At 62.6% G+C, this 26871-nt stretch carries 11 protein-coding genes; 2 read left to right on the plus strand and 9 right to left on the minus strand.

The window, feature by feature from the left end:
- Positions 1-40: 40 nt before the first annotated feature.
- The 9 genes from BWP39_RS21850 to BWP39_RS21890 all read right to left on the minus strand — a co-directional run bounded on the left by BWP39_RS21850 (position 41) and on the right by BWP39_RS21890 (position 23696).
- Complete coding sequence (locus tag BWP39_RS21850; RefSeq protein WP_235851493.1) at positions 41-12772, minus strand: filamentous haemagglutinin family protein; 12732 nt, start codon at positions 12770-12772, stop codon at positions 41-43.
- Between the two features lie 347 nt (positions 12773-13119).
- Positions 13120-15315 carry a tetratricopeptide repeat protein gene (locus BWP39_RS21855; RefSeq protein WP_235851494.1) on the minus strand — a complete coding sequence of 732 codons (2196 nt, stop codon included), beginning with the start codon at positions 15313-15315 and terminating at the stop codon, positions 13120-13122.
- A 95-nt stretch (positions 15316-15410) separates the two neighbouring features.
- On the minus strand, positions 15411-17663 hold the full coding sequence (locus BWP39_RS21860; RefSeq protein ID WP_096723998.1) for a tetratricopeptide repeat protein: 2253 nt from the start codon (positions 17661-17663) through the stop codon (positions 15411-15413).
- Between the two features lie 54 nt (positions 17664-17717).
- A complete protein-coding gene (locus BWP39_RS21865) occupies positions 17718-19940 on the minus strand; it encodes a tetratricopeptide repeat protein (RefSeq protein ID WP_096724000.1) in 2223 nt (740 codons plus the stop codon).
- A 206-nt stretch (positions 19941-20146) separates the two neighbouring features.
- Positions 20147-20809: a PulJ/GspJ family protein gene (locus tag BWP39_RS21870; RefSeq protein ID WP_096724002.1), complete on the minus strand. Its 663-nt coding sequence runs from the start codon at positions 20807-20809 to the stop codon at positions 20147-20149.
- The gene (gene gspI / locus BWP39_RS21875) at positions 20793-21227 is read right to left on the minus strand and encodes a type II secretion system minor pseudopilin GspI (protein WP_096724004.1); all 435 of its coding nucleotides are present in this window, start codon (positions 21225-21227) and stop codon (positions 20793-20795) included. The genes BWP39_RS21870 and gspI overlap by 17 nt, the downstream gene beginning before the upstream one ends.
- Positions 21228-21239: 12 nt before the next feature.
- A complete protein-coding gene (locus BWP39_RS21880) occupies positions 21240-21476 on the minus strand; it encodes a type II toxin-antitoxin system prevent-host-death family antitoxin (protein ID WP_096724006.1) in 237 nt (78 codons plus the stop codon).
- 87 nt (positions 21477-21563) lie between these two features.
- On the minus strand, positions 21564-22172 hold the full coding sequence (locus BWP39_RS21885) for a TetR/AcrR family transcriptional regulator (RefSeq protein WP_096724008.1): 609 nt from the start codon (positions 22170-22172) through the stop codon (positions 21564-21566).
- 405 nt (positions 22173-22577) lie between these two features.
- A complete protein-coding gene (locus BWP39_RS21890; protein ID WP_207557034.1) occupies positions 22578-23696 on the minus strand; it encodes an iron-containing redox enzyme family protein in 1119 nt (372 codons plus the stop codon).
- Between the two features lie 510 nt (positions 23697-24206).
- Between BWP39_RS21890 and BWP39_RS21895 the strand changes: the two genes are divergently transcribed.
- Both BWP39_RS21895 and BWP39_RS21900 read left to right on the plus strand, forming a co-directional pair.
- On the plus strand, positions 24207-25433 hold the full coding sequence (locus BWP39_RS21895; protein WP_096724010.1) for an amino acid deaminase/aldolase: 1227 nt from the start codon (positions 24207-24209) through the stop codon (positions 25431-25433).
- A 37-nt stretch (positions 25434-25470) separates the two neighbouring features.
- Positions 25471-26802: a D-arabinono-1,4-lactone oxidase gene (locus BWP39_RS21900; protein ID WP_096724012.1), complete on the plus strand. Its 1332-nt coding sequence runs from the start codon at positions 25471-25473 to the stop codon at positions 26800-26802.
- Positions 26803-26871: the final 69 nt, after the last annotated feature.

Raw genomic sequence — 26871 nt, forward strand, 5'->3', positions numbered from 1 at the left:
GTAACTGCTAGGGACACACCGAATACTGCTCTACTTGCGATTAGATCTTGCCCAGCCGCTCACGCTCGCCGCTACTCAAAACGGCTTGCCGATTCGGCGCTACTTGACCGAAACCCAGAATGGACACCGCACTGGACGAATCGTAGCCAACCTGCTCACGCTTGCGTTTCTTCGCGTTATCGTCGTTCGTGTCGCCGAAACCTTCCACCTGCACGGAGATTGTCCAGCGCCGTTGGCCCACTCCCGACGCGCTGTTCTTCACGATGTCCTGCGCCATCTGGCTCGCTGCCGACGCGGCCGAACTCGCTGCCGTCAGCGCCCCTGTGTTCACTGCCTGCACTACCGGAACACCTGTCGACGCACCCTGGACCTGAATGTTGTCGACGTTCGCCACATGCAACGCGGCTACATTGAGGTTGCCCGATACGCGAATACCTGCATCCCCTGCATCCACCGTGCCGCGCGGCGCAATCAGGTTCGCGTTGCCCGGCGGCGTGCCTGGCACCGACTGCAACGTCGCTATGCCGGCGCCTGTCACCTCCCCTCGCGCATCCACTGTGCAGTAGTGGTTTGCATCGCACACGTACTGCGGTGCCGGCGTATCGGCGGACGTCTTGGCACCCTTGCCCGCGTTGATGTCGCCGTTCGAGCTCCAGATCGTCAGGTTGCCGCCCTGCTCGGTAAAGATCCGGCTCTGTGCAAGCTGCACGCTCTGGTCGGTGAAGATGTTGATGTTGCCCTGCTCGAGCGTCAGGATGCCCATCGAACTGGGGCCGGCTATAACCTTGCCGGTGCTATCGACAACCTGCGGCGGCGCTGTGGTGCTACCCACGAGTGCCTCGCCCCCAGGGCCGAGGATAGAAATGTTGCCGCCCTGCTGCGTCTGGATCGTTGTGCTGCGCATGTCGAGGTTGCCGGTGCTGACCGGTTTGTTCGCGCCATTGCTACCCCCGCCCAGGTTGTTCGCCGTGTAGCCGAGCGAAGCAGGGAACAGCGTGTTGATTGCGTCGTACCCGCGAGCATATTGCTGGTAGTACTTGCTGGCCTGGTTGTTGTAGTCCTCGCCGACCTGTGTCAATACGCTGAACAACACCTGTTCCGCAAAGCGCTGCTGCACGTATTGTGGCAACGCCTTGAACTTCGACCATGCGTCGGCCGCCGTGAGCGGCTGGACGGTTGGCTGACCGTTGGTGAGGCCCGTGTCGACTGTCTGGCCAGCCTCATACTGCTGCATGAATGTGATCAGCGCCGGCGTCGTGCTCGACACCCCGGTAACCGAACTGGCCGGATCGATATAGGTCGAGACGAACGCCGCGACGTCGACACCAGGTCCCACGCCGAACAGCACATTGATGTCCGCACTCTCGTGCGGCAGGTTGGGATTATTCGCGTTACCGACTGCGTCTATACCCGATGGAGCACCGCTGGCCTGCGCGGCGGTTGTCAGCGGACCGATGTTCCTGCCAGCCTCGATATCGAAGGTACCGGGACCACCCAAGGTCAGCACGGGCACAACCGAGACCCCACTAGTCGCCTGATAGCTCGCGTCATAAATATCGCGACCCGCGACGATACGCGTAACGTCCGACTTGCGCAGATTCTGTCCCTGGAACACCAGATTGACGATGTCCTGTCCGGCTTGAATCAACGCCGGCTTGTCAACGGCAACTGGTACAAGATTGTTGTAGAAGCCTGCGCTACTGCCGGTGGTTTGCAGGATTCCGTCGATGATGCTGCCGTTCAGGCTGTAAATGCGTACCGGCGTCGCGTCGTCCGCATGCAGGGCGCTCGTGTCATGGACGGCCAAAGTTTTTTCAGTAGCACGGGGAACATTGGCATGAGGATTGGTTGGCGACGGCATCGCCGAAGGGTCCTCATCGAGCATTCCGAACACGGGCGCTGAACCGGCTGAAGCACTGGTCGCAAACCCGTTGAGACTCGAGAAATTGATCGATTGATCTGCGATCAGGTTCAGGTTGCCAGATGCCGAAGGGTAGAGCTCGCCACTGGACGCTACCGTGATGCCCCCTGTAAACGCCGTCACGTTAACCGTTGCCGGCAGGATAGATGACAGATCGAGGAGCCCCGCCGACGCAACGGTGGCACCACCACCAATCAGCTCGCTATTGATTGAGCCGAGCGAGCCAAGAATCACATCACCGGTTGTCGATAAAACATTCACCGCGGAAGTCTGCGAATATCCTTGCCCATCGGCATACTGGTTGTAGTGGAACAACAGCGCATTGCCTTGCACGTACGACAGGTCGACCACGCCAGCGATATTTGCGCCCTGACGGGCATTGACATTCAGGACCCCGTCCTGCGTCGCCAGCAACGCAGCCACCGTAATCGGCGGCTGCGAGGATTGAGTGGGCACGCTGATATCCGAGCCAATCTGGCCACCTGCCGTAATCGTTCCGGTTCCCCTCGCAACAAAGTAGTCGCCGCTCAGGATGTCTCCGCCAGCCCGCACGGTCAGATTGCCGCCGCCGACCGTGACCGGGTTGCCATTACTGTCCAGGTACCATGTGGTCGGCGATGAGGCGCCCAGATCGGAAATATTGCCACCCGCGCTGATCGACACGTTACCGCCGACGCTCATGATGCCCTGATCGAAGGCACCGAAATCTATCGACGAACGGGAAAGCGGCACAAAAGCACCACTATTGTTGGTTGGACTCGCAGTGACCTGCATCCACTGCCACCAGAACTGGCTTGTATTGCTTCCCGCCTGCCCCGTCAGCACACCATTGGTATCCGTTGTGTACTCAAGCCCCGTGATGTCTTTCTGCGCGTGAACCGTCACGTCGCCCGCCGAGTCCGGATTTACGCTCGGCGTTACGAGTATGTCTGCGTAACCCGATCCTCCACTCGCGACCGCGGTTGCCAGCCCCAGTGCTGGCGAACCTTTCGCAGGCGCCCCACCGGCATAAATGACACCGGGCACGTTCGGATCCGTCGCATCGCTGCCTATGCTGTTGCCGTACAGCGCGATGTCGACCGCGGACGCAACGTCGATGGACCCCGTACCGGTGCGAATCGTCACAGGCTGGACGAGCGTCCGCCCATTGGAATCGATATACGAGGTGTGTCCGCTCAGCGTAACGCTGCCGCCGGGACCCGTGGCAGGGCTCGTATCGTTGAAGGCCGCTACCGGCTCGAGCGTCAGGGGGTTGGCGCTCCCAAGGTCTGCACCTGACACGATCCGGTACGACGAACTCTGTCCGCCCAGCAGAGCCGCATAAGCGATTGGCAACGGGTTATTCGCCGTTGCAACGTTGGCAACCGTATTCCCCGGCAGTACGCCGATGTTGACTGCGCCCGTATCTGGAACCGAAGCGGGTGCGGTGGGCGCCCAGGAAACGTTGTATGCGCCTCTAGGGTTAGAGCGAAAGCTACTGGCAACACCGAGGTAGTTGTTGAGATACACCTGCACATAGTCAGAGAGGTAGCTGGTGTAATCGGACAAGTAAGCGGCGTAAGTATCTGCGTCGCTGTGGGCCGGTGGAGCCGGCGGAGCATCCATCGCTGTCGGCGTGCCAAAAGTTGTCACGGACGTGTTCGAATAGCCAGAGAGATAGGCCGAATATTTTGCGAGGTAGTCCGAGTACGACGAAGAACCAGAGGCAACGGGGGCGGTTGTGTTCGACGGCCCGACCTTCAGGAGATGTCCGATCTTGGACTGGCTTGCCAAAGCCAGCACGTCCTGTTGCCACGCAGTGGTGTAGGAAAGGTAAGCGGTGTAGTAGCTGGCACTCTGCCCCATCAACGGGGCACTTAGTATCGTGTTCGGGTCGAGCGATGCAAGCGTCTGAGTGCTGCCGTTTGTGAAGATCAGATTGATTTGCGTAGGATCGTTGAGCGAAGCGAATTGCACGAACTGCTGTTCGGCCGCTGCGTACGTTCCCGTGGATGTGCCCGTGCCCACTGCGCCCAGAATCGTCGCAACCTGGTTCTGGTAGAACCCGTCTGTGATACTCGCGTAGGCGACGAAGTTGTTCGCCGCACGGAACGTCAGCGTGGGCGCAATCGCGGACAGATAGCGGAAGTCCGGCGTGACCGTGCCGATATTGTTCGGCGCTCCCGCACCGAGGTTCCAGTTGGACAGCAGCGAGATATTGCCGCTGTTGATCGACGTGGACGGATTGTCTAGCTCGATCCCGGGTACAACGCTGAAGCTCGCCAGCTTTACGCCGGAGAACTGATTCGTGACACCACTCAAGCCTTGCTGCACGAATCCCATCAGCGTCCCGGGCGCATTCGTCGTCGTACCGTCCTGATATCCGTAGAACGTAATGTGATCGCTGTTCGGCGTGGTCGCGACGAAATAGTCGCCCGTCAGACCCGCAAAATTGAAGCTGGAAATCCCGTTCTTGAGCTGGCTCTCCGACGTCACGGTCACGGAAACGCCGGTCGTATTCGTCAACGTCCCGATGCCGTTAGCGGTCACACCCGGGGTGTAGGTAAACGTCGCCGGCGTACTGCCCGGCACAGTGAAGGTCCCCGCGAGCAGATGGCCGCTGGCGTCATACCAGCCCGCCGGATCAATCGACCCGTCGAAGTGCTGCGCACCGCCCGTTGCATCGGTCGTGCTCCAGACCGCGTACGCTTCCACCGTAGTCGAGCGGGAACCGTTGACGCCCGCCCCTGGTGCCAACACAACATTAACGGTTCCGTCCTGCAGCAGCGGTGCCCGGAAGTTCACGGTGCCGCCCAGCGCTGCGTCCGCGGTACCGCCCGACACGTTGATCACCGCATTGGCGCCCAGCAGGATCTTGCCCGAGTTCCCCTCGCCAATATTCTCGTAACCGTATGTCGGGTTGTACGGACTGGACACGCCCGGATCGAACACCGCGCTCGTGCCGATGTCGATCTTGCCACCCCGTTGGTTCGAACCCGTCGCCGTCGCCAGCAGCGTTCCTTCGACATCCACGCCGCTCCGGCCGTACAGGTCGATCTCACCGCCGGCCGTGCCCGACGCGTTGACCGTACCGAGAATATTGACGTTGCCGTTGGCCGTGTCCGACGCATTGCCCACGCCACCATCGGCGGTCAACGACACTGTCTGCGCCGTCAGCGTATTGCCCGCCGACAGCGTCAGATTGCCCGACTTCGTATGCACGGTGACCGACTGATTCACACCACTCGACGCGAGCGTCTGTGCGAGGCTATCCAGATTCGCCGCGCCGCCGGTATTGAGCGAGAACGAGCCACCCGCATTGCCGCTCGCCGCTCCGCCCTTGAGCGTGCCGTTCAGGTTCACCACCTGCTGCGGTGCCGACAGCGTCAGGCTACCCGCCGCTCCACCACCCGTTGCTCCCGAGAAATTCAGTGTCGAACCCGTCTGCACGTCAACCGAGCCCGCGTCCGCAGTCAACGTGATTGCCCCAGCCGGTGCGTATTGCGTTGTGTCGAAGAACTGTTTCGACACGCCTGCCGAACTCACCGTCGAACCACTCCCGATCGTCAGGTTCCCGGTCGTCGCTTCCATGCCGACGTTGCCGGCTGGCGCGGCAATTGTCGCGCCGTTATCCGCAATCGTGCCGCCGATAAAGCTCCACGCCCCGCCTGCCGGCGTGCGAGTCAGCGCCGTGCCCGCAACGTTGTTCAAGCTCAGCAGACCCGTTGTCTTCACCGTCGATGCCGAACTCGTATCGGCGAGATACAGCGGTGCGTTGAGCGTGACCGGCAATGCCCCGAAGTCAAACGTCCCGGTGTTCTGCCCGACGATGCCGCCCGTCGCATTCATCGTCACCGAGCCGAATCCGCTCAGGTTCTTGTTGCCCGCGCCGAAGTCGATTTCCTTCCCATTGACCGTCAACGTGCCTGCGCCAGGTGTCGCAGTTGCCGACGTCGCACCGGTCTCGTTCGTGAAGGCGATCTGCTGCGCGTTGAGCACCGCCGTGCCGCCGTTGCTTGCAAACGTGCCCGCACTGAGATCGACGCTGTTGCCGAACGTCGCGTTCACATTGCCGATAAAGTTAATCGCACCCGCGCTGCGCAGGATGACCTGTTGCGCGTTCGCCAGTTGCGCAACCCCGGCCGCATCGAGCACGAAACCTGGCAGATTCGCTGCCGCTGCGCCCGTGTCGCCGGTGAAGGTGATCGCCGAGCCGTCCACAGTAATTGCCTTCGCGGACAGCACCGCCGTCGGATCGACCGTCAGGTTGCCCGACGAATCGAGCGTCAATGCCTGGCCGCCCGTCAGCGTTGCGCCAGCACCCACTGCAAGCAACCCGGTACCGCTCGCGCCGGTGCGCGTCACCGTCGTCATCGCGCCGTTCGATACGCGCAACAGTGCGCCGTCGCCCGCTATCGCGATAGGCTCGTCCTTTGCCGCCGGGTAGCTGCCGCTTGCCGTGATCGCCGCGCCAGCATCGACTTGCAGGCCGTTGGCCGCGTTCGGGTCGGTGCTGTTCTGAACCGTTTTCGTCACCAGCAGGATCTCGGGTCCGGTCAGTGCGCTGCCCGTGTTGTTGGATACCACTACGCTGTCGGCAATCGGTGCGATCGTGATGCCGCTGGTCGTTGCCGTGCGCGTGCCACCGATCAACAGGCTGCCTGCGTTCAGCGAATCGAGATCGCTCGCAGCGATCTGCAGATACCCCGGCAGCGCCGCACTGCCGTTGCCGGTGATCTGGATGTCCTGCGACGCGATATCGACCTCGGCCGGTGCGCCACCTGCGCCTGCCGTCGTGTTCAGCGTTGCGCCGAGCGTCAGCGCCTTCGTCGCCGCGAGCACTAGCTGCCCACCATCGACGGGCAGCGGTGGCGTTACGTTACCGCCGCCAGCCGCGAGCGTCGGGAAGAAGCTGTTGGCGCTCGTCAACGTGTACGTCGAATACTGTTGCCAGACTTTCGACGACTGCACGTTGAACAGTGTCGGCGTCGCACTGCGGCTACCCGTGAGCGCATTCGCAAAGTAGCCCGCCGTCACTACCGTACCGTCGGCTAGCACCTGGCTCGCACCCGGCGCCGCAGTGCCCGTCGTGCCCGATACCGTCACGCGGTATGCGTTGGGTAACGTCGCGTACTTGCCAGGCAGCAGCGTGTAGTAGCCCGCTGCCAGCCCCGGCACACCCGACAGATACACCGACTGCCCGATCGCACTGCCGGTGCCGGCCTGGCCAATGCCGAGGCTCGTGGTCTGCGTAGCGACCGTGGCATTCGCGCTAGTGGACGGCTGCAGCGTCTGCGCGAACATCGGGTCGTATGCGGCCACCGGCGACTGCGCGCCAGGCAGGATCGCATAGACGTTCGTCGCACCCACGTTCACCGGCACAGCCACACCTGCCGCGTTGCTCGCGTAGCTCACGTTGTACTGCGACAGCACATCGCGCGTGCCCCCGGTGCCCGGTACCCACTCGGCCGCCCGCAGATCGCCACCGCCGGACAGGTCGATCGTCGCGCCCTTGTTGAGCGCAACGCTGCTTCCGTTCACGCCGATGTACTTCGACGGCGGCGCGGTCACATCGGGAAGCGTAGTACCCGCCACCGGGTTGAACTGCCACTCGACGCCGTCAACCGTCGTGCCATACGGAATGATCGTATTGCCGTTCGATACCGACGTGACGCTGCCGTCAGCAAACGTCACCGAACTGGTCGAGACGAGCGGTAACCCATTGAACTGTGTCTGCGTAGCGGTGCTGGTCGAATCTCCGACACCGAACACTAACGTACCCGACGGTGCTCGCACCGTGCCGCCCTGCGTGATGGTCGATGCATCGACGAGCAGCGTGCCGCCCGCCGACAGCGGTACGCCGGATGCGCCGTTCGAAGCGAACGTGATCGTGGTCGGGCTCGGGTTGCCCGTGGTCGGGTCCGTCGGTCCAACTGCGTCGAGGATAAACGTGCTGCCAGTCGACGGATACAGGTCCGCGGCCCGGAACGTCAGGTTACCCGGTGTGTAAAGTTCGCCGGGCTGCAGCCCGACGGCGCCGCTGCCGGGACTCGTCGAACTCAGGCGGATATCGCCGCTGCTGGTGAAATTCGCTTGCCCGAAGTTGTTTAGCTGGAACTGGTTCTCGAGATCGATGAACGACGCGTTCACGTTCAGCGCCGCATCCGCAGCCGCTGCAACCGTGCCAAGCTTTACCACGCTGGTCTGCGTGGGCGCGACGACTGCCACATAAGGCGCATCGATGCTTACCGTCGAACCGATCGTCGTGGACGGCAGCTGTCCGTTAGTCTGCGGCGTCACCTCGCTGGTGAGCAGCGTGCCGATCGTCGGAACCGAGTAACTGCCTTGACTGCCGGTCCCTTTCGTCAACTGGCCGAGCTGACTGCTATTGAGTGCCACGATCTGGTTTGTGTAGATCTGCACAGCTCTCGACGTGGCGATGTTGACGTCGCCGGCAAACGCGACCGGCACAGGCGTGAACGAGGTGCTGTCACCGAGCACCAGCGTCGCGATGCCGGAGCCGGTCAGGCGATCCGCGGCAAACTGGAGCACGCCGGTCGGCTCCATGTAATCGCTGGTCGCACCCGAGGGGAGCGGCACGCTGACCGGCGCCCCGGTCGCCGCAATGATGTCCTGCCCGGGCGCGAGTCCGGCGGGTACGAAATTCCCGCTCTGTTGCAGGACGAGCGAGGTTGCCGCCGGCACCGTGAGGGTTGGGCCGTTCACCTGTTGCAGCTGTATTGTTCCAGTCTGCGGAATCAGGGTAAGCGTGCCTCCCTGCGCACCACTTGCACCCGCCTGGGCGCTCAGGGTGCCATCGAAGAGCAGGCCGTAGGAAGCCGCCAGCGTAATGGAACCCGCGTCGCTCCATACCGGCTGTGACGCATACGTGCCGTTGGCCTGCAACTGGTCGAAGCTGGCCGACGCGCCCGATACGTTGATCTTCGAACCCGCTTGCGCAACCACATAGCCCGCATCGTCGGCAATCGTCACCGACCCGCCCGGCAGTACTTTCCCTGTGGTTGGCGCAAAGGTCGTCGACCCGCTCTTGACCGGTGCCGCCAGCGGATTGGTCAGAGCCACGCCGGACACATCCAGTACCGCATTCGAGCCTAGCCAGACTGACTTGCTGGTGCTCGTATAGTCGCCACTGATGGTGACCTGACCGGGAACGGTGTAGCGCGCGCCAATCGCCCCTTCCGCGCTCAACATGATCGAGCCACCTGGCGCAATGAGCGAGCCCAGTACCGTGACCTGTACCGGCGAACCGAGGCCGATGCTCGCGCCCGCGTCCCCTACAATCGATGCGCCCTGCCCGACGCTGACCGTCCCGACCGCGCCGTCATTCGGCGGTACCTGAACGTTCACCTCTGGTTGATTCTGGTCCTTGCGAGTGACAGCAATGTTCAGATACCCACCGCCCGTCATGGCCAGTCCAGTCGGCTGCCGGTGATAAGCGTCGAGCGTGCCGATGCTGGTCAGGCCAGCCGCTGTCAGGTCTGCACCGCTCGCTGCCTGTTGCAGCGCCACCGCATCCGGTATCAGGTTCTGCTGCGTGAGCGACACGGTCGTGCCGGGCGCAACGGTGGTGTCGTACAGTGCATTGAGTACGTAGTTGCCGAAGCCCTGCTGCGCGAAGAAGTCAGCCGGCAGCACCACGTCCCAGGCTGGTGCCGTGGCCGCGTCGCCGCCGATCTGGAATCCCGCCGCGCCCAGCGTAAGCGTGCCGCCCCCCGAGAAGCCGAAACTTCTGATCGTGCCGTTCATCGACAGGAACGGATCGGACGGGAGTTGTGCGAGGGAGTTGTCGGAGGTCACGAGCGACACGCTGCCACCCTTGCCGACGGGGATGTTGTTACTCATCAGCAACTGGCCGTTCGCCTGCATCTCTCCGCCACCCGACACATCGAGCACGCTACCGCCCTGCAGGTCGATGTGCCCTTGCGCGGCGAGGCTGATGCTACCGCCGTTGATGTACTCGCTATTACCCGGCGTCGTGCCCGGTGCGGCATCGACGTCGTTATTCACCCACTGGCCGGCCACGTTGATCTGCCCCGTCGGTGTGACCGTGATGTTGCCGCCGCTCGAAATCGTCACCTTGCCCGATGGAACGACCACGTCGCCGGCAACCGTCGCGTTACCGCCATAAGCAGCAGAAAGCGTCACCGACCCGCCCGGCTGCAAATTCAGCTTCGTGCCTTGCGCGACGACGAAACCCTTGCCATTCGTTTTGTCGCCGGTGACATTGAGCGTCGCAAAACCACCCGAGTTAAGCGTATCGACCGGCACCACCATCGTGGCCAGCACGTTGTCCGGATCGGTCGCCGGTAGCGCATTCAGTGCGGTCGTGTTGAACGGGGTATCGATGGAAAAACCCGCTATCAGATCGTCGAGTTGCGGCGCCGTGTCTTGCAGGACCACCAGATTCAATTCGCCCGATGGCGGACCGGCAGGGCTATTTTGTGTCAGGTTAATCAGCGTCCCGGCTGCCAGCTTCGGATCGGAACCCAGGTTGAAGGTCCCTCCTGTCGGCAGGCTGTTGCCCTGTACCTGCTTCGAACCACCAAACGCCTCGGCCGTAATGGTGCCGTCGAGTACCAGCGACTGTGTCGCGTACAGATCGAGCGTCCCCGCGTTGCCACCGACAATGTAATCCGGCTGATAGACGCCGCCCGTCGTCAGCGGGTTGTACCAGGTCTTCGTGACCTGCCAGCGCGGATGACTCTCCACGAACTCACCCGCAACCCCGACATACGTGTCGTACGGACTCGCCTGGCCGATCGGCACGATCGCGCCATTCGCATCGACGAGACGCGTCGTGTTGACCATCCCGCCGTCGTAGTGGACGTATCCGCCATTGAGGTTCATCGACGAACCGCTAGCGGTCATCACCTCGTTGCCAGACAGTATGATCGTGCCGCCGTTGACCAGCAGTTGATCGACACTACGTGGTATCAGGCTCACATACCCCGACAGGTTCAGGATCGGGCTGCCCACCCACTGCAAACCGTTGCTGTTCGTCCCCGTGAGCGTGCTGTCGACCACGACATTCTTCAGGCCGAATAGAAAGCCGCTGCGCAGCAGCGGCGAATCGGCAAGCTCGTTCTGGCCGATGAGCGGAATCGTGACCAGCGTCTGCGCGATCGGCAGTTCGGTGTTCGCAATGCCGGACACATCGATGATCGCCCCATCGTCCACGTAGATGCGCCCGGGCACCGCAGTTTGTCCCACAGGGGTCGCATAGCCGGCCAACGACTGTGTCAACGCGTTAACGGACACAGTCGAGCCCGGCGCCTCGATGAGCGACCCGCCCTGGAACCAGACCGAGGCCGCCGTCATCGTGATGCCACCGGGTGTGAAAACCGTGCCTGGTGTCGACGTTGCCGTCTGGCCGTTGTTGTCGGGCATCACGGTGGTCACGGAGCCGGGTCCGAAGGTCAGGAGACCAGCACGGTGCGCGTTGGTCGCAACACCCGGTCCGTTCCCTACGACGGTGGAGAAACCTGGGTAGGTCTTCTGCAGCGGATTATTCGAGTCGTACTCGTCGACAGTCGAGATATTGATCGTGCCCGGTGTATTGACGCTCGTCGTCACGCCGACCACGCCGTTCTGCGCCACCCGACTGCCCAGCAGGTTCACGTTGCCGCGTGCGGCCTGGACAATACCGGTGTTGGTCAGCGTCCCTGCGGGCGTGATGTCGACGTTCGAACCGTTCTGTACCTTGATAACCTGCCCGCTCAGTTCGGGCAGCAGCACCTGCGGATTGTTCGTCCCACCTTTATTCGGCGTGACACTCACGCCGACACCCGCCGCGAGCACAACCTGACCTGCTGTGGCAGTAATGCTGCCGCCGTTGGTCACGTTGGGTGCAGCGACCATCACAAAGCCGCCGTCGCTGGCGTTACCGTTCGTGTGAGTGGTAATCGACGCACCCGGCTGGATCGTGATATCGCCGGGAGCCTGATACGTACCCAGTGGGATGGTTTGGGCACCGAGACCCAGAATCTCATTCGGCACACCAGACGCCGACGGTATATTGCTCGAACTCCCCGCCTCCGGATTAGCCAACCCTCCCGATACCCCTGGCAGCACATTCAAAAACAGCTGGTTGCTGGCAACAATGCCCGCCGCGCTCTGTGGTCCCGGCTCATTCTTCGTATCGAGCAAACTGAGCGACGACGCCACCAGCGAATGCACATTGATCTGCGACCCCGCACCGAACAGAATCCCGTTGCGGTTGATCACATAAACCGCGCCCTGCGCAGTCATGTTACCGAGAATCTGGCTCGGCTTGCCGCTCGGATCGTTGATGCGGTTGAGCACGGCCCAGTTATTCGCACCGTTCGTCTGCGTGCCCGCCGACTGGTCGAAATTGAGCGTCGTCTGCCGGCCGACGTTCATCGTCTGCCACGTCAGTACCGCGTTCTGGGCGGTCTGCGTGACATTCACGTTGACATGCCCGTTACTCGCGACGGTCTGCGTAGGCCCATTCGCGTTGACCCAGACCAACGGATTTGTAGTGTCCGTGTTTTGGCTCACCGGATTGCCGTTCTTGTCCGCGACGAACGTAATCCCCGGCGCCACCTGCAACCCGCCGGGCGTCAACCCATTCGGCACATTCGACGCCGTCGCCGCAGCAGCGGCCGCAGCACTCTGTTGCGCGGCAATCTGCGAAGCAATCGCCTGCGCCGCGGTACCGAGATTACGAATCGACGGCTGGCTAGCCTGCAGCGCCTGCTGCGGCGTCACACCGAGGTTCGGCACACCCGCACCGACACCACCCGAGCCGCCCGAGATGCTACGCGCAGTAGCCTGCCCGAGATTCACGATCCCAGCCGCATGCGCATGCGTCGTAAACCCCACCGCAAGTATCCAGGCAACCGCGCGGCACAGCGGCCGCAGGTCCGATCTCAGGACAGACTGCGAACCATGGGGATCTTGTTGTCGTACTGCGCGCGCGCGTGCTGCCATTCTCCACCCCGAAGCCTTAGAAGTTGGCGGCCCCGCCGTTCGCGCCTGACATGGCGCTCACGCGGAGCCGCGAATACTGCTTACCCGCGATTTCCCGGATTCCCGATTAGCGACCATCGCTGCCATCTGCGGCGGCCTATCTGAATCAGAAGAAAATACGCACCGCCGATGGCAGTGCGATGGCGGGTGCTACGGACCATTCCCGACGCCCGAAAAGGTCCGTATCTTTTTTGACAAAATCCACGGGCTCACGCGGAATACCCGTGCGCCTGCGCCGTGTCGATCAACGCGTCTCGCACTCGCCCGACCACATCGGGCCAATCGCCCGGTCGTGTCTGCCGGAACAGTCGCGCGCTGGGGTACCACGGGCTGTCTTCACGCTCGAGCAACCAGCGCCAGTCCGGCGCACGCGGCAACAACACCCACACGGGCCGACCGGTCGCGCCTGCCAGATGCACCACCGACGTATCCACCGAAATGACCAGATCGAGCGCCTCGACGAGCGCCGCCGTGTCCGCGAAATCGGCGAGCGCGTCGCCGAAGCTCACCACGCCGCTCGCAGCGAGCGCTTCCCGATCACGCTCCCGCACCTGCGGCTGCAGACACACAAACGTCGCATCGAGCGCAAGCAGCGGCGCCAGCGCGGCAAACGGCAGCGAGCGGTTCTCGTCGTTGTTGTGCCGCGGATTACCCGACCATGCGAGCCCGACCTTCAACCGTTGCGGTTTCGCAATGGCCTCGACGCGCTGCGCCCATATTTCGCGCCGCTGAGCATCCGCAAGTAGATACGGCGTTTCCGCCGGCACCGTGTCGAGCGTTGTGCGAAAGGCAAGCGGCAGGCTCATCAACGGACATTGCAGATCGAAAGCAGGCGTCGCATCCGCTTCGCTGACGATCCGGCTCACACCACGCAACGAACCGAGCAGCGGCGCAAGCCCTGCCGGTACTTCGAGAATCACCGTCGCGCCTTGAGCCTGCACGAGGCTCGCGTAGCGGCAGAACTGCAGCGTGTCGCCGTAACCTTGCTCTGCGTGAAGCAGCATCGTCTTGCCCGCGACGGGCTCTGCGCCGAGCCACAACGGGCGGTCGGCGTGGCGACGGTTCATTAATACGTCGGTCGCGTTCCAGCGCGACTCGTGCTGCTTCCAGCCCTTCTCGAAATCGCCCATCACGAGCCGGCAGTACGCTTCCGAGCGACGCGCCGCGCCATGATGAGGATCTCGCTCGCAAGCACGCTCGTAGTCACGCAACGCAGCTTCGTGCTCGCCCAGTTGCTGCAACGCCACCGCTCGCGTATAGAGGCTTTGGGCGGTTTCTGCCGGTGCGTGTGCGGCTTCTGCGTGGCTCGTTAGCGCTTCGTCGTAGCGTCCAAGTTGTTGCAGCGTGACCGCGTGGTTGTACAGCAACTCGGGATTCACACCTGCAACTGAAAGCGCGTGCTCGTAATGTTCGAGCGCCTCTTCGAAGCGGCCGAGCGAGCGCAATGCGGCCGCGCAGTTGCGCGACGCATCGATGTGCTCGGGAGTGTGCGTCAACGCTTCGCTGTAGGCTTGCGCCGCTTCCGCGTGGCGATCCAGTCCAAGCAACGCATTGCCGCGCGCGACCCATGCGGCTGTGCTACTGCGATCAAGTGCGAGCAAGCGATCGGCGCGTTGTAGTAGTTCATCGCGCAGATGAAGTTGATCGAGTGCTACGCAGCTTGCGTAGAGCAGTTTTTTGTCGTGAGGCGCGAGTTTGAGACCTTCGTCGAGCACGGCGAGCGCTTCGGTGGCGCGGCCCATTTCGGTCAAGACGACGCCCGAGTCGTGCAGCAACGCGGGCGTCTTTCCACATACAACCGTTGCCAGCTGGTAGTGATGCAATGCCTCGTCACGCCGCTCAAGCGCACGCAGTGTGTGACCGCGTTCGATGTGGGTAGTGGGATCGTTCGAGTCGATCTTCAGTGCGCGGTCGAGGCTGATCAATGCATCGGCGGGTCGGCCCAGCGAACGCAGTGCAGCGCCGCGGCGGCTCCACGCTGCCGGTTGACCGGGCGCACGTTGTAACGCGGCGTCGTAGGCAGCGATTGCCTCGTCGAACCGTTCGAGCCCGAGCAGCGCGTCGCCGCGCGCGGCGTTGACAGCAGGATGCACGGCGTCGAGTTTCAGCGCTGTGTCGGTCACCGCAAGCGCGTCATGATGACGGCCCACACCGACAAGTGCCGCCGCGTGGTTGGCGAAATTCCACGGCTGACGCAGCCCGAGCTGCATCGAGCGCGCCATCAGCGGTTCCGCGCGCACTGCATCGCCCTGGCGCAGGCAGACGAGCCCGCACAGATGCAGCGCTTCGATGTTATCGGGTGCCATCGTGAGCACGCCTTCGTAGAGACGCCGTGCGCTCACGAGGTCGTTCTGTTCTAGCCGTGTGCGTGCGTTGCGCAGTGCATCGTCGACAGCCGCTCGCATCGCGCTGCCACCGCTACCGGCTGTGAAGGGAAACGCGGTCGATTGCGATTGCGATTGCGATTGCGCCTTAGTCTGTGTGCGTACCAGCGGATCGCTCATTGGGCTTCTCCGTTCACGAGCACTGGCAGTTGCGCCTTCAGCCGCTCCACGACCGGCGTCCACTTGCCAGCCTCGTTCTGTCGAAACAACCGAGCGTTCGGATACCACGGGCTATCGTCACGCTCAAGCAACCAGCGGAAATCGGGCGTATGCGGCAGCAACACCGCAAGCGGCCGACCGAGTGCACCAGCCAGATGGGCCACCGACGTATCGACACTCACCACGTAATCCATCAGCTCGATAAGCGCCGCTGTATCGGCGAAGTCGCCAATCTGCGCGCTCACGTCGCGAATCGAACTTGCCGCAAGCGCAGGCTGATCCTCGTCGCGCACCACTTTCTGCAAGCTCACCCATTCGAACGCGTCATCGAGCAACGGCAACAGCTCCGTCAACCCCATCGAGCGGTTACGGTCGTTCAGATGCAGCGCGTTGCCCGACCACACCAGCCCGATACGCGGCCGCTGTGAAGTCCCGAGCCGTTCGCGCCAGCGTTCGACCGTCGTGGCGTCGGCCCGCACGTACGGCACATTCGACGGAATCGTCGCGAAGTCGGTACGGAATTCGAGCGGCAGGCTCAGCAGCGGGCAATGCAGATCGAACGGCGGCAGCGGGCCACCGCGCACGACGAGCGCATCGACGCCATCGAGCGTCACAAGCAACCCCATCAGATCGCTCGGCACTTCGAGTATCACCTTCGCACCGAGCGCCTTCGCAAGCGGCGCATAGCGACAGAACTGCAGCGTGTCGCCAAGCCCCTGCTCCGCATACAACAGCAGCGTCTTGCCTTCCAGCGACATGCCATGCGTCCACCGCGGCTGCGCGAATTCGCGCCGGCTCGGGTCGAGTTGCTTGTCGCGCCAGCGCCATTCGTACTCGCTCCAGCCCGCCTCGAAGTCACCAAGCGACAGGCACAGGAACGAGCGCATGCAATGCGCCTCGGCATAGTCGGGATCGATCTCGATGGCCTGTGCGTACGCGTCGTTAGCTTCCTCGTGACGTCGCAGCGCGCGCAGCGAGTTGCCGCGATGAAAATGCGCAAGCTTGTCGCGGGGTGTGGTGGCGATCACCTTCGCGAAATCCTCAAGCGATTCGTCGTAGCGATGTATTTCCAGAAACAGCCGGCCGCGCGTGAACCATGCGGGAAGAAAGTCAGGATCGAGCGCGATGGCACGCTCGCAGGCCTGCTGCGAATCGTTGTAGCGGGTGATGTGCATCAACGCGTTGGCGTAATTGCACAACACGCCCGTGCTGTCCGGCTCCACCTCGAGCGAGCTTGCGTAGTTCATGGCCGCGTCGCCGTTGCGGCCGAGATTGCGCGACGCATTCCCGCGGTTGGCCAGCGCTTTCGCATGCTGCGGTTCGACCGCAAGCACCCGGTCACAACGTGCGATCGCTTCCTCGTGCCGCTCAAGCTGTTCGAGTGCGATCGAGCTGTTATAGATCGCATCGACGAAACCCGGGCTCGTCGCAATCGCCATGTTGAAGTCGGCAAGCGCGGGTTCTGGTTCGCCGAGATCGAGAAACGTCACGCCACGCAGAAACATCACTTCGACGCTACCGGGCACAGCGGTCAGCGCATGGCTGTAGCTGTCCGCGGCTTCGCGATAGCGTTCGAGTGCGCGTAATACGAGTCCGCGCTCTTTCGAGCCTTCGAACGTGCGCCCAGTCAGTGCAAGCAAACGGTTGCAACAAACCAGCGCTTCATCGAAGCGCGAAAGTGCACGCAATGTCTCGCTGCGCTTCAGAAGCGCTTCGACGGCACCAGGATTGATCTCGAGCACCCTGTCATACGAGACCAGCGCCTCATCATGGCGCCCGAATTGCGCGAGCAAACCACCACGCTGAAAAAGCGCACGTAGATGCGCCGGATTAATCGCGAGCGCTTCATCAAGACGCGTAAGCGCTTCATGTTCGCGACCAAGACTTGCCAGTACCGCCGCATGATTCGCAAGCGGAAGCGCAGCAGGATGACGCTCGATCGAGCGACGCATCAACGCTTCGGCGTCGGCAAATCGTCCTCGCTGAAAACGGATCGCCCCGAGCAGATGCAGCGCATCGGCATGCTCCGGATCTAGCGCAAGTAATTCGCCATACGCCTGCTCCGCTTTCCCAAGCGCGCCTTCCTGATGCGCGTTACGCGCCCTCAACAACAACCGATCGAGCTGTGCGGGATCGGGCTTCGGGACACCAGGCGGCCGCGTTGCAACCGGCTGTTTCGCGAGCGTCGCCTCTTCCCCGTTAAAAGTCATTCTGTAGCCCTCTGTTGTTCGACGACGATATTCAATCTGGCGGCCTCTAAAGACCTAACGACCCAGCAGGCCAAGATCCGCCCGTACCGCTTCGATGACGGTTGTCCAATCCCCCTGCACAGACTGGCGGAACAACCGTGCGCCGGGATACCACGGGCTGTCGTCCCGATCGCGCAGCCAGCGCCATTCGGGCGGATTCGGCAGCAGGACCCACACGGGGCGGCCGAGCGCACCGGCCAGATGCGCAACCGCTGTATCGACTGCGATCACCAGATCGAGCGACTGCATCAGCGCGGCGGTGTCCGCGAAGTCACCGAGTTCATCGTCGAAACGATGAATGCGCGCATCGCCAAGGAACGCTTCGTCCTGCTCCCGCACCACCTTCTGCAAACTGATCCATTCGATACCGAGTTCGAGCAACGGCGCGAGCAACGTCGGATCAATCGACCGGTTATGGTCGTTGCGATGTTCGGGATTACCGGACCACGCGAGCCCGACGCGCGGACGCCGCTTGTCGCCGAGCCGTTCGGCCCATTCCCGGATTCGCTGCGGATCTGCGTGCAGATAAGGGGTTTGCTGCGGAATGCTGGCCAGGTCCGTATGTAATGCAAACGGCAGACTGAGCAACGGGCATTGATAGTCGAACGCAGGCAACGGCTCGCCTCGTGCGAGCACCTGCGCCGGTCCTTGTAGCGACGCCATCAACGTACGCAGCGAAGGCGGCACTTCGAGCACCACCTGTGCGCCGAGCGCTGCAAGCTGCGGCGCATAGCGACAGAACTGCAACGTGTCGCCAAAGCCCTGCTCCGCGTGAATCAGGATTGTCTTGCCGTCGAGCGGTTCAGTACCTCGCCACAACGGTTGCACGAACGGGCGGTAATACCGTGCCAGCGATGGATCGCGCAGACGCCATTCGTATTCCGCCCATCCCCTCGCGAAGTCGCCCTGTAGCAGGTACAGGGAACCGCGTGCGAAATGAACATCCGCGTAGTCGGCATCGAGTTCGATCGCGCGATCGTAGGCGGCCAGCGCCGCATCCGTGCGACCCAGCTCGTAGTACACGTTGCCGCGGTTGAACCAGTTCGTCGCATGTTCCGGCCGGATTTCCATCGCCCGGTCGAGTGACGTCATCGCTTCGTCGTAGCGATGCAGGTCCTGCAGCACGCTGCTGCGGTTGGTCCATGCTTCTGCAAAGCGCGGATTGTGTGCAAGCGCGGCGTCGTAGCTGACTAGCGCTTCTTCATAGCGCCTCAGGTAACGCAGTGCGGTACCCTGATTGCAGAGGAATTCGGATGCATCGGGTTTGATTGCAAGTGCAAGCTCATAGCTCGACAGCGCCGCTTCATAGCGCTTCAACTGCAGCAACGCGTTACCCCGGCAAGCAAGCGCCGGTGCATGCTGCGGTTCCAGTGCGAGCACCCGGTCGCAGCGCCCGATCGCTTCTTCAGCGCGACCCAGCCGCTCAAGCGCCACCGCGCTGTTATAGATCGCCTCGACCATGTCGGGTTGAATCGCGATCGTTTCGTTGAACGCAGTGAGCGCTTCGCCAAGCCGTCCGAGGTCAACCAGCGTCTGACCGCGTACCGACAGCATCGCCGCAATGCCAGGTTTGATCTCAATGGCCCGTTCGAAACACTGCAGCGCTTCGAGCGGACGTTGCAAATCGCGCAGAACCAACCCGCGGTTGAACCACGATTCGAACGAGCGCGGATCGACCATCAGCGCGCGCTCGTAGGTGTCGACCGCTTCCTGGAGCCGGCCGAGCGCACGTAACGCGCTACCGCGATTGCAGAGCGCGTCGAGAACCAGCGGTGAAACGGCGAGCGCCCGGTCGAACACTTCGAGGGCTGGCCCGTAGCGGCGCAACCCGAGCAACGTATTGCCATGGCGCACCAGCGTCTGCACGTCGCGCGGATCGATGCGCAACGCGGCGTTGAACTGCGTCAGCGCCTCGTCGGTCCGGCCGCTGTCGGCAAGGATCGCGCCGAGATCCGAATGCGCGCGCGGATGGGGTTCGACTGAAATCGACCGGCGTAGGAACGACTCCGCTTCCGTCGCCGCGCCGCGCTGATACTGCAGCACACCGTAAAGATGCAACGCCTGCGCGTGCTCCGGCTCATCGGCGAGCACCGCCTCGTATTCACGCGCCGCGTCGTCGAAACGCCCGGCGCCATGCCAGTCCCTTGCACGCGAGAGCTTCGCCGCCGATCGCTGCCTGACCGCCGCAGCAGTAACGGTTGCGCCTGCGCTGGCGTCCTGCGGGTACTCGACCTCCATGTTCGCTCCCTCGTCGTATTGCGGCACCGGGCACCAAAGGATCGGCTGAACCGATGTCGTGCAACGGTCTGCTCCCGGGGTCAGAGTAGCGAACGAGCGATAACAGGCGTGTGACGGAAGTTACGGACCATTTACTCTAACTATGCAGTCCGCATGGAAATTGCACGGCACTTACGTCGCGACGTGTGCCAAACAGGCGGCGGTGATTACTGCCCGATCGGAATCGTGCGGACGAATTCGGAAGGTGGAGTGCCCATTGTGACGGCAAAGCGGACGCCGCGCGGCAGCGGCATTCCGAGCGAAGTGATACTGCTCACGCCGTGCTGCGAGAGAAACCCGGCATAGGTGGCTTCGACTTCGGACTGGCTCGAAGTCCAGCCGCCCGGGGAAATCCACACCGCCAGTTGCATCGAGCGCGCGGTATTGCTCACCACCACGCTCGCGAACTGGTCCATGTGATGCAAGGCATCTTCGAGTTCGGCAAGCGAGCCGAGCGGCTGCGAAGCGCTGCGTACCAGTTGACGCCCTTTCAGCTGATAACGCACGACCTGCACCTGGGTCGGCCCGCCGCCGACGCCAAGATGCCTGACCAGCACCAGTTCGTTGGGCCGCATACGTAGCGGCGGCCCGAATACCTCGTCGGCCGTGACCAGATTCAGCAGGTCGTACTGCAACTGCGAAAAACACCGACCAATCAATCGAGTCTGACCGAGCGCTGTCACGATGTCGTCACGACCGCGGATCGTCGCATCGAGCCCGCGCCACGACAGCAACGCGATTACGGCGAGCAGCGCGATCGCGACCAGCATCTCGATCAGCGTGAAGCCGCGCGTGCGCTCCGGCCGGCGGGCTTTAGTGGCGTGCTTCATCCTGCACCACCGTCACGACTTCGGCGAGCACCGTACTGCTGGACGCCGACGGGTAAACGCTCACCGCGACCTGGCGCACGAGCGGACTGCCTAGCGCCGTGACGATCTGCCGGCAAACGAAGCGGTACTGCCCCTGTGGGCAAGCAAACATGCTGCGCCCGACCGGCGGCCAGCTCGCCGAAATGCGCACATCGCTCAGCGCGTTGTCGGCGCTCCAGAGCGCGAGTAGCCGCGCGCGCGCACTTTCGGTATCCGCGGCAAGTGAGCCGATCGCGCGCAATACAGCGCCCAGCGCGACGGCAACGATCGCGAGCGCGATCAGTACTTCGATCAGGGTGAAGCCTCGTGTAGTGCGGGGTGGGGACCACCGTCTGTAATCTGTCGGCCGGGTCGAGGCACCCCGCTGTTGACGATCCATCTTGCGTGCCACTCAATGGGGCAGCGTGCGTTTCACGACCCGTCTGCCATCCTGCAGATCGATGCCATGCATCTGCAGTTGCCGGACATACGTGTTCCACACCTCGAACGATACGAGCACGGCAACCGGTTCGCCTTGCGTGCAAATCGCCACCACGGTCTGCGCGGCCTGATCCAGCACGCCTTCTGGATTACGTTCCAGTTCTTCGACCGTTACCGTCACGGTCGGCTCAGCTGACTGAATGTTCATCTGGTCTTCCGCACAGAAACCGGTGGATGTCGGGCGAGACTAACCGGCGCCTGTTGCAGCCACATGTCGGATGGTACGGAACATTTGTCAGGTGTCCGGCGTCCCCGCCCCGGCGATCAACTGCCGCGCAATATCCCACGCAAGCATCGCCGAGTCCGGCCGCCCCGAGATCTGCGCCGTCACGGTCGCGCCGTCGATCAGGATCAGAAACTGGTCGGCAAGCCGGGCCGCGACCTCAGGAGCGAACATCTCGCCGAGCAATGTGCCGAGCAACGCCGTGACCTGCCGCTTCTGCGAGGCGGACGCGCAATGGATCGCGTCGCTCCGATCGGGAAACTCAGAAGCGGCGTTGATGAACATGCACCCGCAGAAGGTCTGCTCGCTAAACCACGCTTCGTGCCACAGAAAAATCGCCTTCAGACGTTCGAGCGGCACGACATAGCGATCGACGAATTCGCGCAGCGATACCGCGGCGCTCTCTTCACGCTGTCGCAACACTTCGAGTACGAGTTCGGATTTCGACGGAAAGTGGTTGTAGAGCGTCATCTTCGCGACGCCCGACTCCGCGATGATCCGGTCGATGCCGACCGCGCGATAGCCGTTCTGCGAAAACAGCGCTGTGGCCGTATCGATGAGTACCTGCCGTTTGTGCCGCTTGTGCCGTTTATCGGCGCCGGTTTTCTGCGTAATGGGCATTGTGGTTCGAGACTAGGAAGACGCCATGTTGCAAGCCCGTGGACTGGTATCGATTTCATCGCGCGACGAGCACATCCCTCACCCGATGCTCGCACCGCTACCTGAACGATATCCGGCACGCGGGGTACCTGATTCAACCTCTTACTCGCCGTTGACCTCCGCAACGGCCGCCACGACCGGCGCACCGGCCGTTTGCACGGCCGGAACCCAAGGCGTCGGCGCATTCTATACAGAAGGATTTACGTCCGCGATGGGGTCCAGGCAGTATTTCATTGAATTATTTTTGACAGTGATTTACGAAATGCTTACGACTACAACTAATCGCTGCCGTAGTCGGAAAAACTGCCCGAAACAGCGCTCGATACGCGGTTCGGGCAGCCCTTTCAATGCAAGGACGGCGCGCTTTCAAACGATTTTCAAAAGCTTCGCGTGCAACTGGTCGTAGTAGTCGGCGCAGGTGTTCAACCGCCACTGCGCGCCCATATAGATGTCGTCCATCTTCGCCGGAAAACTGCGCGCGAGCGGCACGATCACATTCGCGAGCCAGCCCTCCGCATGCACCACATCGATACTCACGTGTTCGTCGTAGTAGTCCAGTTCGCCATTCGCGCCGAAACCGATGCGCCGGCAACCGCGCGTGAGCTTTTCATACTGCGACGGGTCGAGCAGCTCCGTGACGGCCATCACACCCAGCGAACGGAAACCGTGGCTGCGGTTTAAGCCTGTCATCATGAACACGTTGTAACCGGCGAGGCCCTGCCATTCGAGCAACGACGCGTGATCGTCGGCGGCATGCTCGATGCCTGCTGTGAGCAACAGGTTGCGAAACAGCGTGACGTGGCTGCGTCGCGCATCGCCCTTGCCCGCTTCGTCCCAGAAGTTCTGCGCCAGTTCGCCGCGCACCGATGGGTCCGAGCCGAGCAACGCCAGCACGATCAGATCGAAGAAACGGACATTGAGCGCACTGTCGCTGCGGAAAAATGCCGCGAGTTGCGCACGCGTCGCATCGTGCTCGAGAAAATCGAACAACGGATGATGCGACGCGCGATGCCCCGCCGACACCGCGCGAATCGCCTCGACAAGCCCCTCCGCCGAGCGCGCAGCAGCATCGAGCGGCGCGGTGCGTTGCAGCTCGCACGCAAACCAGCGTCGCTCGATCGCGTTGCGCAGCCGGATCAGATACGGGTTGAACTGATTCGCGCAGCGCTCGCTCGCCGCCGGCGCAACGTGCAGTTCATACAGCGCGAAGAGCACGCCGTGCACATCGGCGCGTGCCTCCTCGTCGCCACGCGTGAACGCGGCATCGAGCGCTTCGTCGAGTTGCTGCGACACGGCCTCGAACTCCCACGCGCAGGCATCGAAGCGCGCTTCGAGTTCGCGATCGTCGATCAACAAACCCAGCATCGTGGTGACCGCTCCGGCGGCGGGTCTATCCGCCCGCTGGCCGGCGGTGGAAAACGGATGTGACGGATCGCGGTGCGGCGACTCGGTCGCGTCCTCCGCCCAGGTTTGAACACTGCTCATCGGATACCCCGTTTTCTGAATGTAGTGTCTGCATCCGTCCACATCGGAACGATGCGAACGGCCCGGCGCAAGGTAGATCCGCCCTCGCGTGCGGCAAGCGTCGGTGCGCGCAGATTGTCTGGTTTGCGTATTTCGCCTGCATTTCGTCTGCATGTCGGAACGACCCTGCGCGGCTGGCCGCCCGCTCGATTTACGGCTTGAGCAACGGCGCAGCCGACATCTTCTCCGACCTGAAAACCCGCCAATAATATCTTGGCCGCCCACGCCTCAACACTTCGCTCGCGGGTGGTTTCCGGGTGGCATTTACGGCCAGGTGGCCGCCGTACCTAGGGTCAACCCTGCCGTTTCGCTGGCCGGATCGGACCCATCTAACGGCCGCGTTCACCCTTGGTCGCACGCGGGCCCGCCGCTATTCTCGTTTCCCAGTAGCAGACCGCTTACGCAATCAGCATTCGCGGACCGCGGATCTCCACGCGCAACCGACGCACCCCAAGACCACCGAGACAGCCCATGAACGGCACCCCTGATTCCCGTCCTGCCGATCTTCTGGAACACGACTACCCGTACTACCGCGACGCGCTCGCGGGGCACAGGTTGCCCGCCGCGTTCATCGACCTCGATCACTTCCGCATCAACCTCGAACGGCTACGGGTCCGCGCGGCCGGCATGCCGATCCGTCTCGTCACCAAGTCCGTTCGTTCGGTAGCGATGATTCGCCTGGCGCTCGCTACCGGCAATTTCATCCGCGGCCTGCTGTGCTACTCGCCGGCGGAAGCGGCCTGGCTCGCGAGCCAGGGACTCGACGATCTCGTCGTGGCGTACCCATCGGTGGAGCGCGAGGATCTGCGCGCCGTCGCCGCGCAGTTGCGCAACGGGCGGTCGATCACGCTGATGGTCGACAGCATGGCGCAGGTCGAACAGATCGATGCGCTGGCGCGCGCCGAAGGCGTCGTCTTCCCGCTATCGATCGATCTCGACATGTCGTCGGCGTTTCCGGGCATCTACTTCGGCGTCTACCGGTCTCCGGTTCACGACGTCGCCACCGCGGTTGCTCTCGCAAACGGCATTGCGGCCTGTTCCGGCGTGCGGCTCGAAGGGTTGATGGGCTACGAAGGGCAGATCGCCGGCTTGATGGACGTCGTGCCGGGACAGGGACTCAAGAACGCGGTCGTGCGCTCGCTCAAGCGCCGCTCGATCCACGAAACCAATACGCGTCGCCGCAACGTCGTGCAGGCGCTCGAAGCTGCGGGGCATTCGTTGCGCTTCGTCAACGGCGGTGGCACCGGTAGCGTCGAAAGCACCAAAAGCGATCCGTCGGTCACCGAGGTCGCCGCGGGCTCGGGACTCTATACCCCCGCGCTGTTCGACCACTACGCGTCGTTCCAGGCGTTGCCGTCGGCAGGTTTCGCGCTGCCCGTTACGCGCCTGCCTAAAGACGGCATCTTCACCTGCTCCGGCGGCGGCTATATCGCGTCCGGTCCGATCGGCAAGAACCGTCTGCCGCAACCGTGGTTGCCCGCCGGTTGCTCGCTGATCGACAACGAAGGCGCCGGCGAGGTCCAGACACCGTTGCGGCATCCCGCCTCGGTTGCGCTGAAGATCGGCGAGCCGATGCTGTTTCGCCACGCCAAAGCCGGCGAACTATGCGAACGCTTTAACGAACTTCTGCTGATCACCGGCGGGCGCGTCGTCGACCAGGTCACGACCTATCGCGGCGACAGCAAGTGTTTTTTCTGAGCGGGATTCTGGAAGCAATATAGGGAGGCGGGGGATTATGTGGCGTAACTGGTCGGGGTACGTAAGCAGCCCGAAGGCAACGGTCAAGACACCTGGATCGCGGGACGAACTGGTCGGCGTGCTGCGCAGCGCGGCTGGTTCGCAAGCGCCGGTGCGTGTGGTGGGAGCCGGACATTCGTTTTCGCCGCTGGCGCAGACCGATGGTGTGATCCTGTCGCTCGACCAGCTGCAGGGTTTGATTCACATCGACGAAACGCGCCGCGTCGCGCGTGTGCATGCCGGCACGCGGCTCTATACGCTCGGCGCAGCGCTGGCCGAGCACGGCTTCGCGATGGAAAACCTCGGCGACATCAATGTGCAGTCGATCGCAGGCGCCACGAGCACGGGAACTCATGGCACCGGCATTACGCTCGGCAATCTCGCGACGCAGATCGCAGCGCTTCGCTTCACGACGCCCGATGGCAACGAAGTGGTCGCCTCGCCTGACGAAAACGCGGACCTGTTCGAAGGTGGCCGGATCGGACTCGGTGTACTCGGCGTGCTTACCGAGATCGATCTGAATCTGGTGCCGTCGTTCAAACTCAAGTTGCAGCGCGCGAAGATGGACCTCGAGGAATGTCTCGCGCAAACCGATTCGTTGATTGCGAATAACCGTTCGTTCGAACTCTACTGGTTGCCGCACACCGACACAGTGCTGACCAAAGCATGGAACGTGACGGACGAGCCCGTCGATCAGATGCACTGGAAGCGCTACGTCAACGAGGAACTGCTCGAGAACACGGCGTTCGGTCTGCTGTGCGGACTGGGCAAAACGGTGCCCTCGCTATGCCCGTCGATCAGCCGGTTTTGCGCATCGCTAGTCTCACCGGGGCAGCAGGTCGACCCAAGCCATTCGTCGCTGTCGACTGTGCGGCGCGTGCGCTTTAATGAAATGGAATGGTCGGTACCCGCGCATCGCGGCGCCGACGCACTGCGCGAGATTAAAGCGTTCATCGCGCGCAAATCGTTCCCGCTGATGTTTCCGCTCGAATACCGCTGGGTGCGCGGCGACGATATCTGGTTGAGTCCCGACTATGGTCGCGACAGCGTTCGCATTTCCGTGCACCAGTACGTCGGTATGCCTTATGAAGCGTATTTTTCGGGTGTACAGGCGATCTGCATGAATCATGGCGGACGGCCGCATTGGGGCAAGGTGCACGCGCTGACTGCACAGGATTTTTCGAAGCTTTATCCGCGCTGGGATGACTTCCTCGCCTTGCGCGAACGCATGGATCCGCAGGGACGGTTTCTCACGCCGTATCTGCGCGACCTGTTCGGCTTGTCACGTGTGAGCACGCCGCAGCAGCTTACGGAAAGCTATCGAAATTGATCATCTGCACCGTGCCTGAAAAATAAGACCTGTCGTCGCCCACGCGACCCTTTGACTTCGACAATAAGG

Source organism: Paraburkholderia acidicola (assembly GCF_002362315.1).
Classification (GTDB): Bacteria; Pseudomonadota; Gammaproteobacteria; order Burkholderiales; family Burkholderiaceae; genus Paraburkholderia; species Paraburkholderia acidicola.

Bases quoted from the DNA above. Each gene is read 5' to 3' on its own strand.
- BWP39_RS21885 (WP_096724008.1), bottom strand. From the start codon at position 22,172: ATGCCCATTACGCAGAAAACCGGCGCCGATAAACGGCACAAGCGGCAC.
- BWP39_RS21860 (WP_096723998.1), bottom strand. From the start codon at position 17,663: ATGACTTTTAACGGGGAAGAGGCGACGCTCGCGAAACAGCCGGTTGCA.
- BWP39_RS21865 (WP_096724000.1), bottom strand. From the start codon at position 19,940: ATGGAGGTCGAGTACCCGCAGGACGCCAGCGCAGGCGCAACCGTTACT.
- BWP39_RS21890 (WP_207557034.1), bottom strand. From the start codon at position 23,696: ATGAGCAGTGTTCAAACCTGGGCGGAGGACGCGACCGAGTCGCCGCAC.
- BWP39_RS21870 (WP_096724002.1), bottom strand. From the start codon at position 20,809: ATGAAGCACGCCACTAAAGCCCGCCGGCCGGAGCGCACGCGCGGCTTC.
- BWP39_RS21880 (WP_096724006.1), bottom strand. From the start codon at position 21,476: ATGAACATTCAGTCAGCTGAGCCGACCGTGACGGTAACGGTCGAAGAA.
- BWP39_RS21895 (WP_096724010.1), top strand. From the start codon at position 24,207: ATGAACGGCACCCCTGATTCCCGTCCTGCCGATCTTCTGGAACACGAC.
- BWP39_RS21900 (WP_096724012.1), top strand. From the start codon at position 25,471: ATGTGGCGTAACTGGTCGGGGTACGTAAGCAGCCCGAAGGCAACGGTC.
- BWP39_RS21855 (WP_235851494.1), bottom strand. From the start codon at position 15,315: ATGCGAGCGGCTGTCGACGATGCACTGCGCAACGCACGCACACGGCTA.
- gspI (WP_096724004.1), bottom strand. From the start codon at position 21,227: ATGGATCGTCAACAGCGGGGTGCCTCGACCCGGCCGACAGATTACAGA.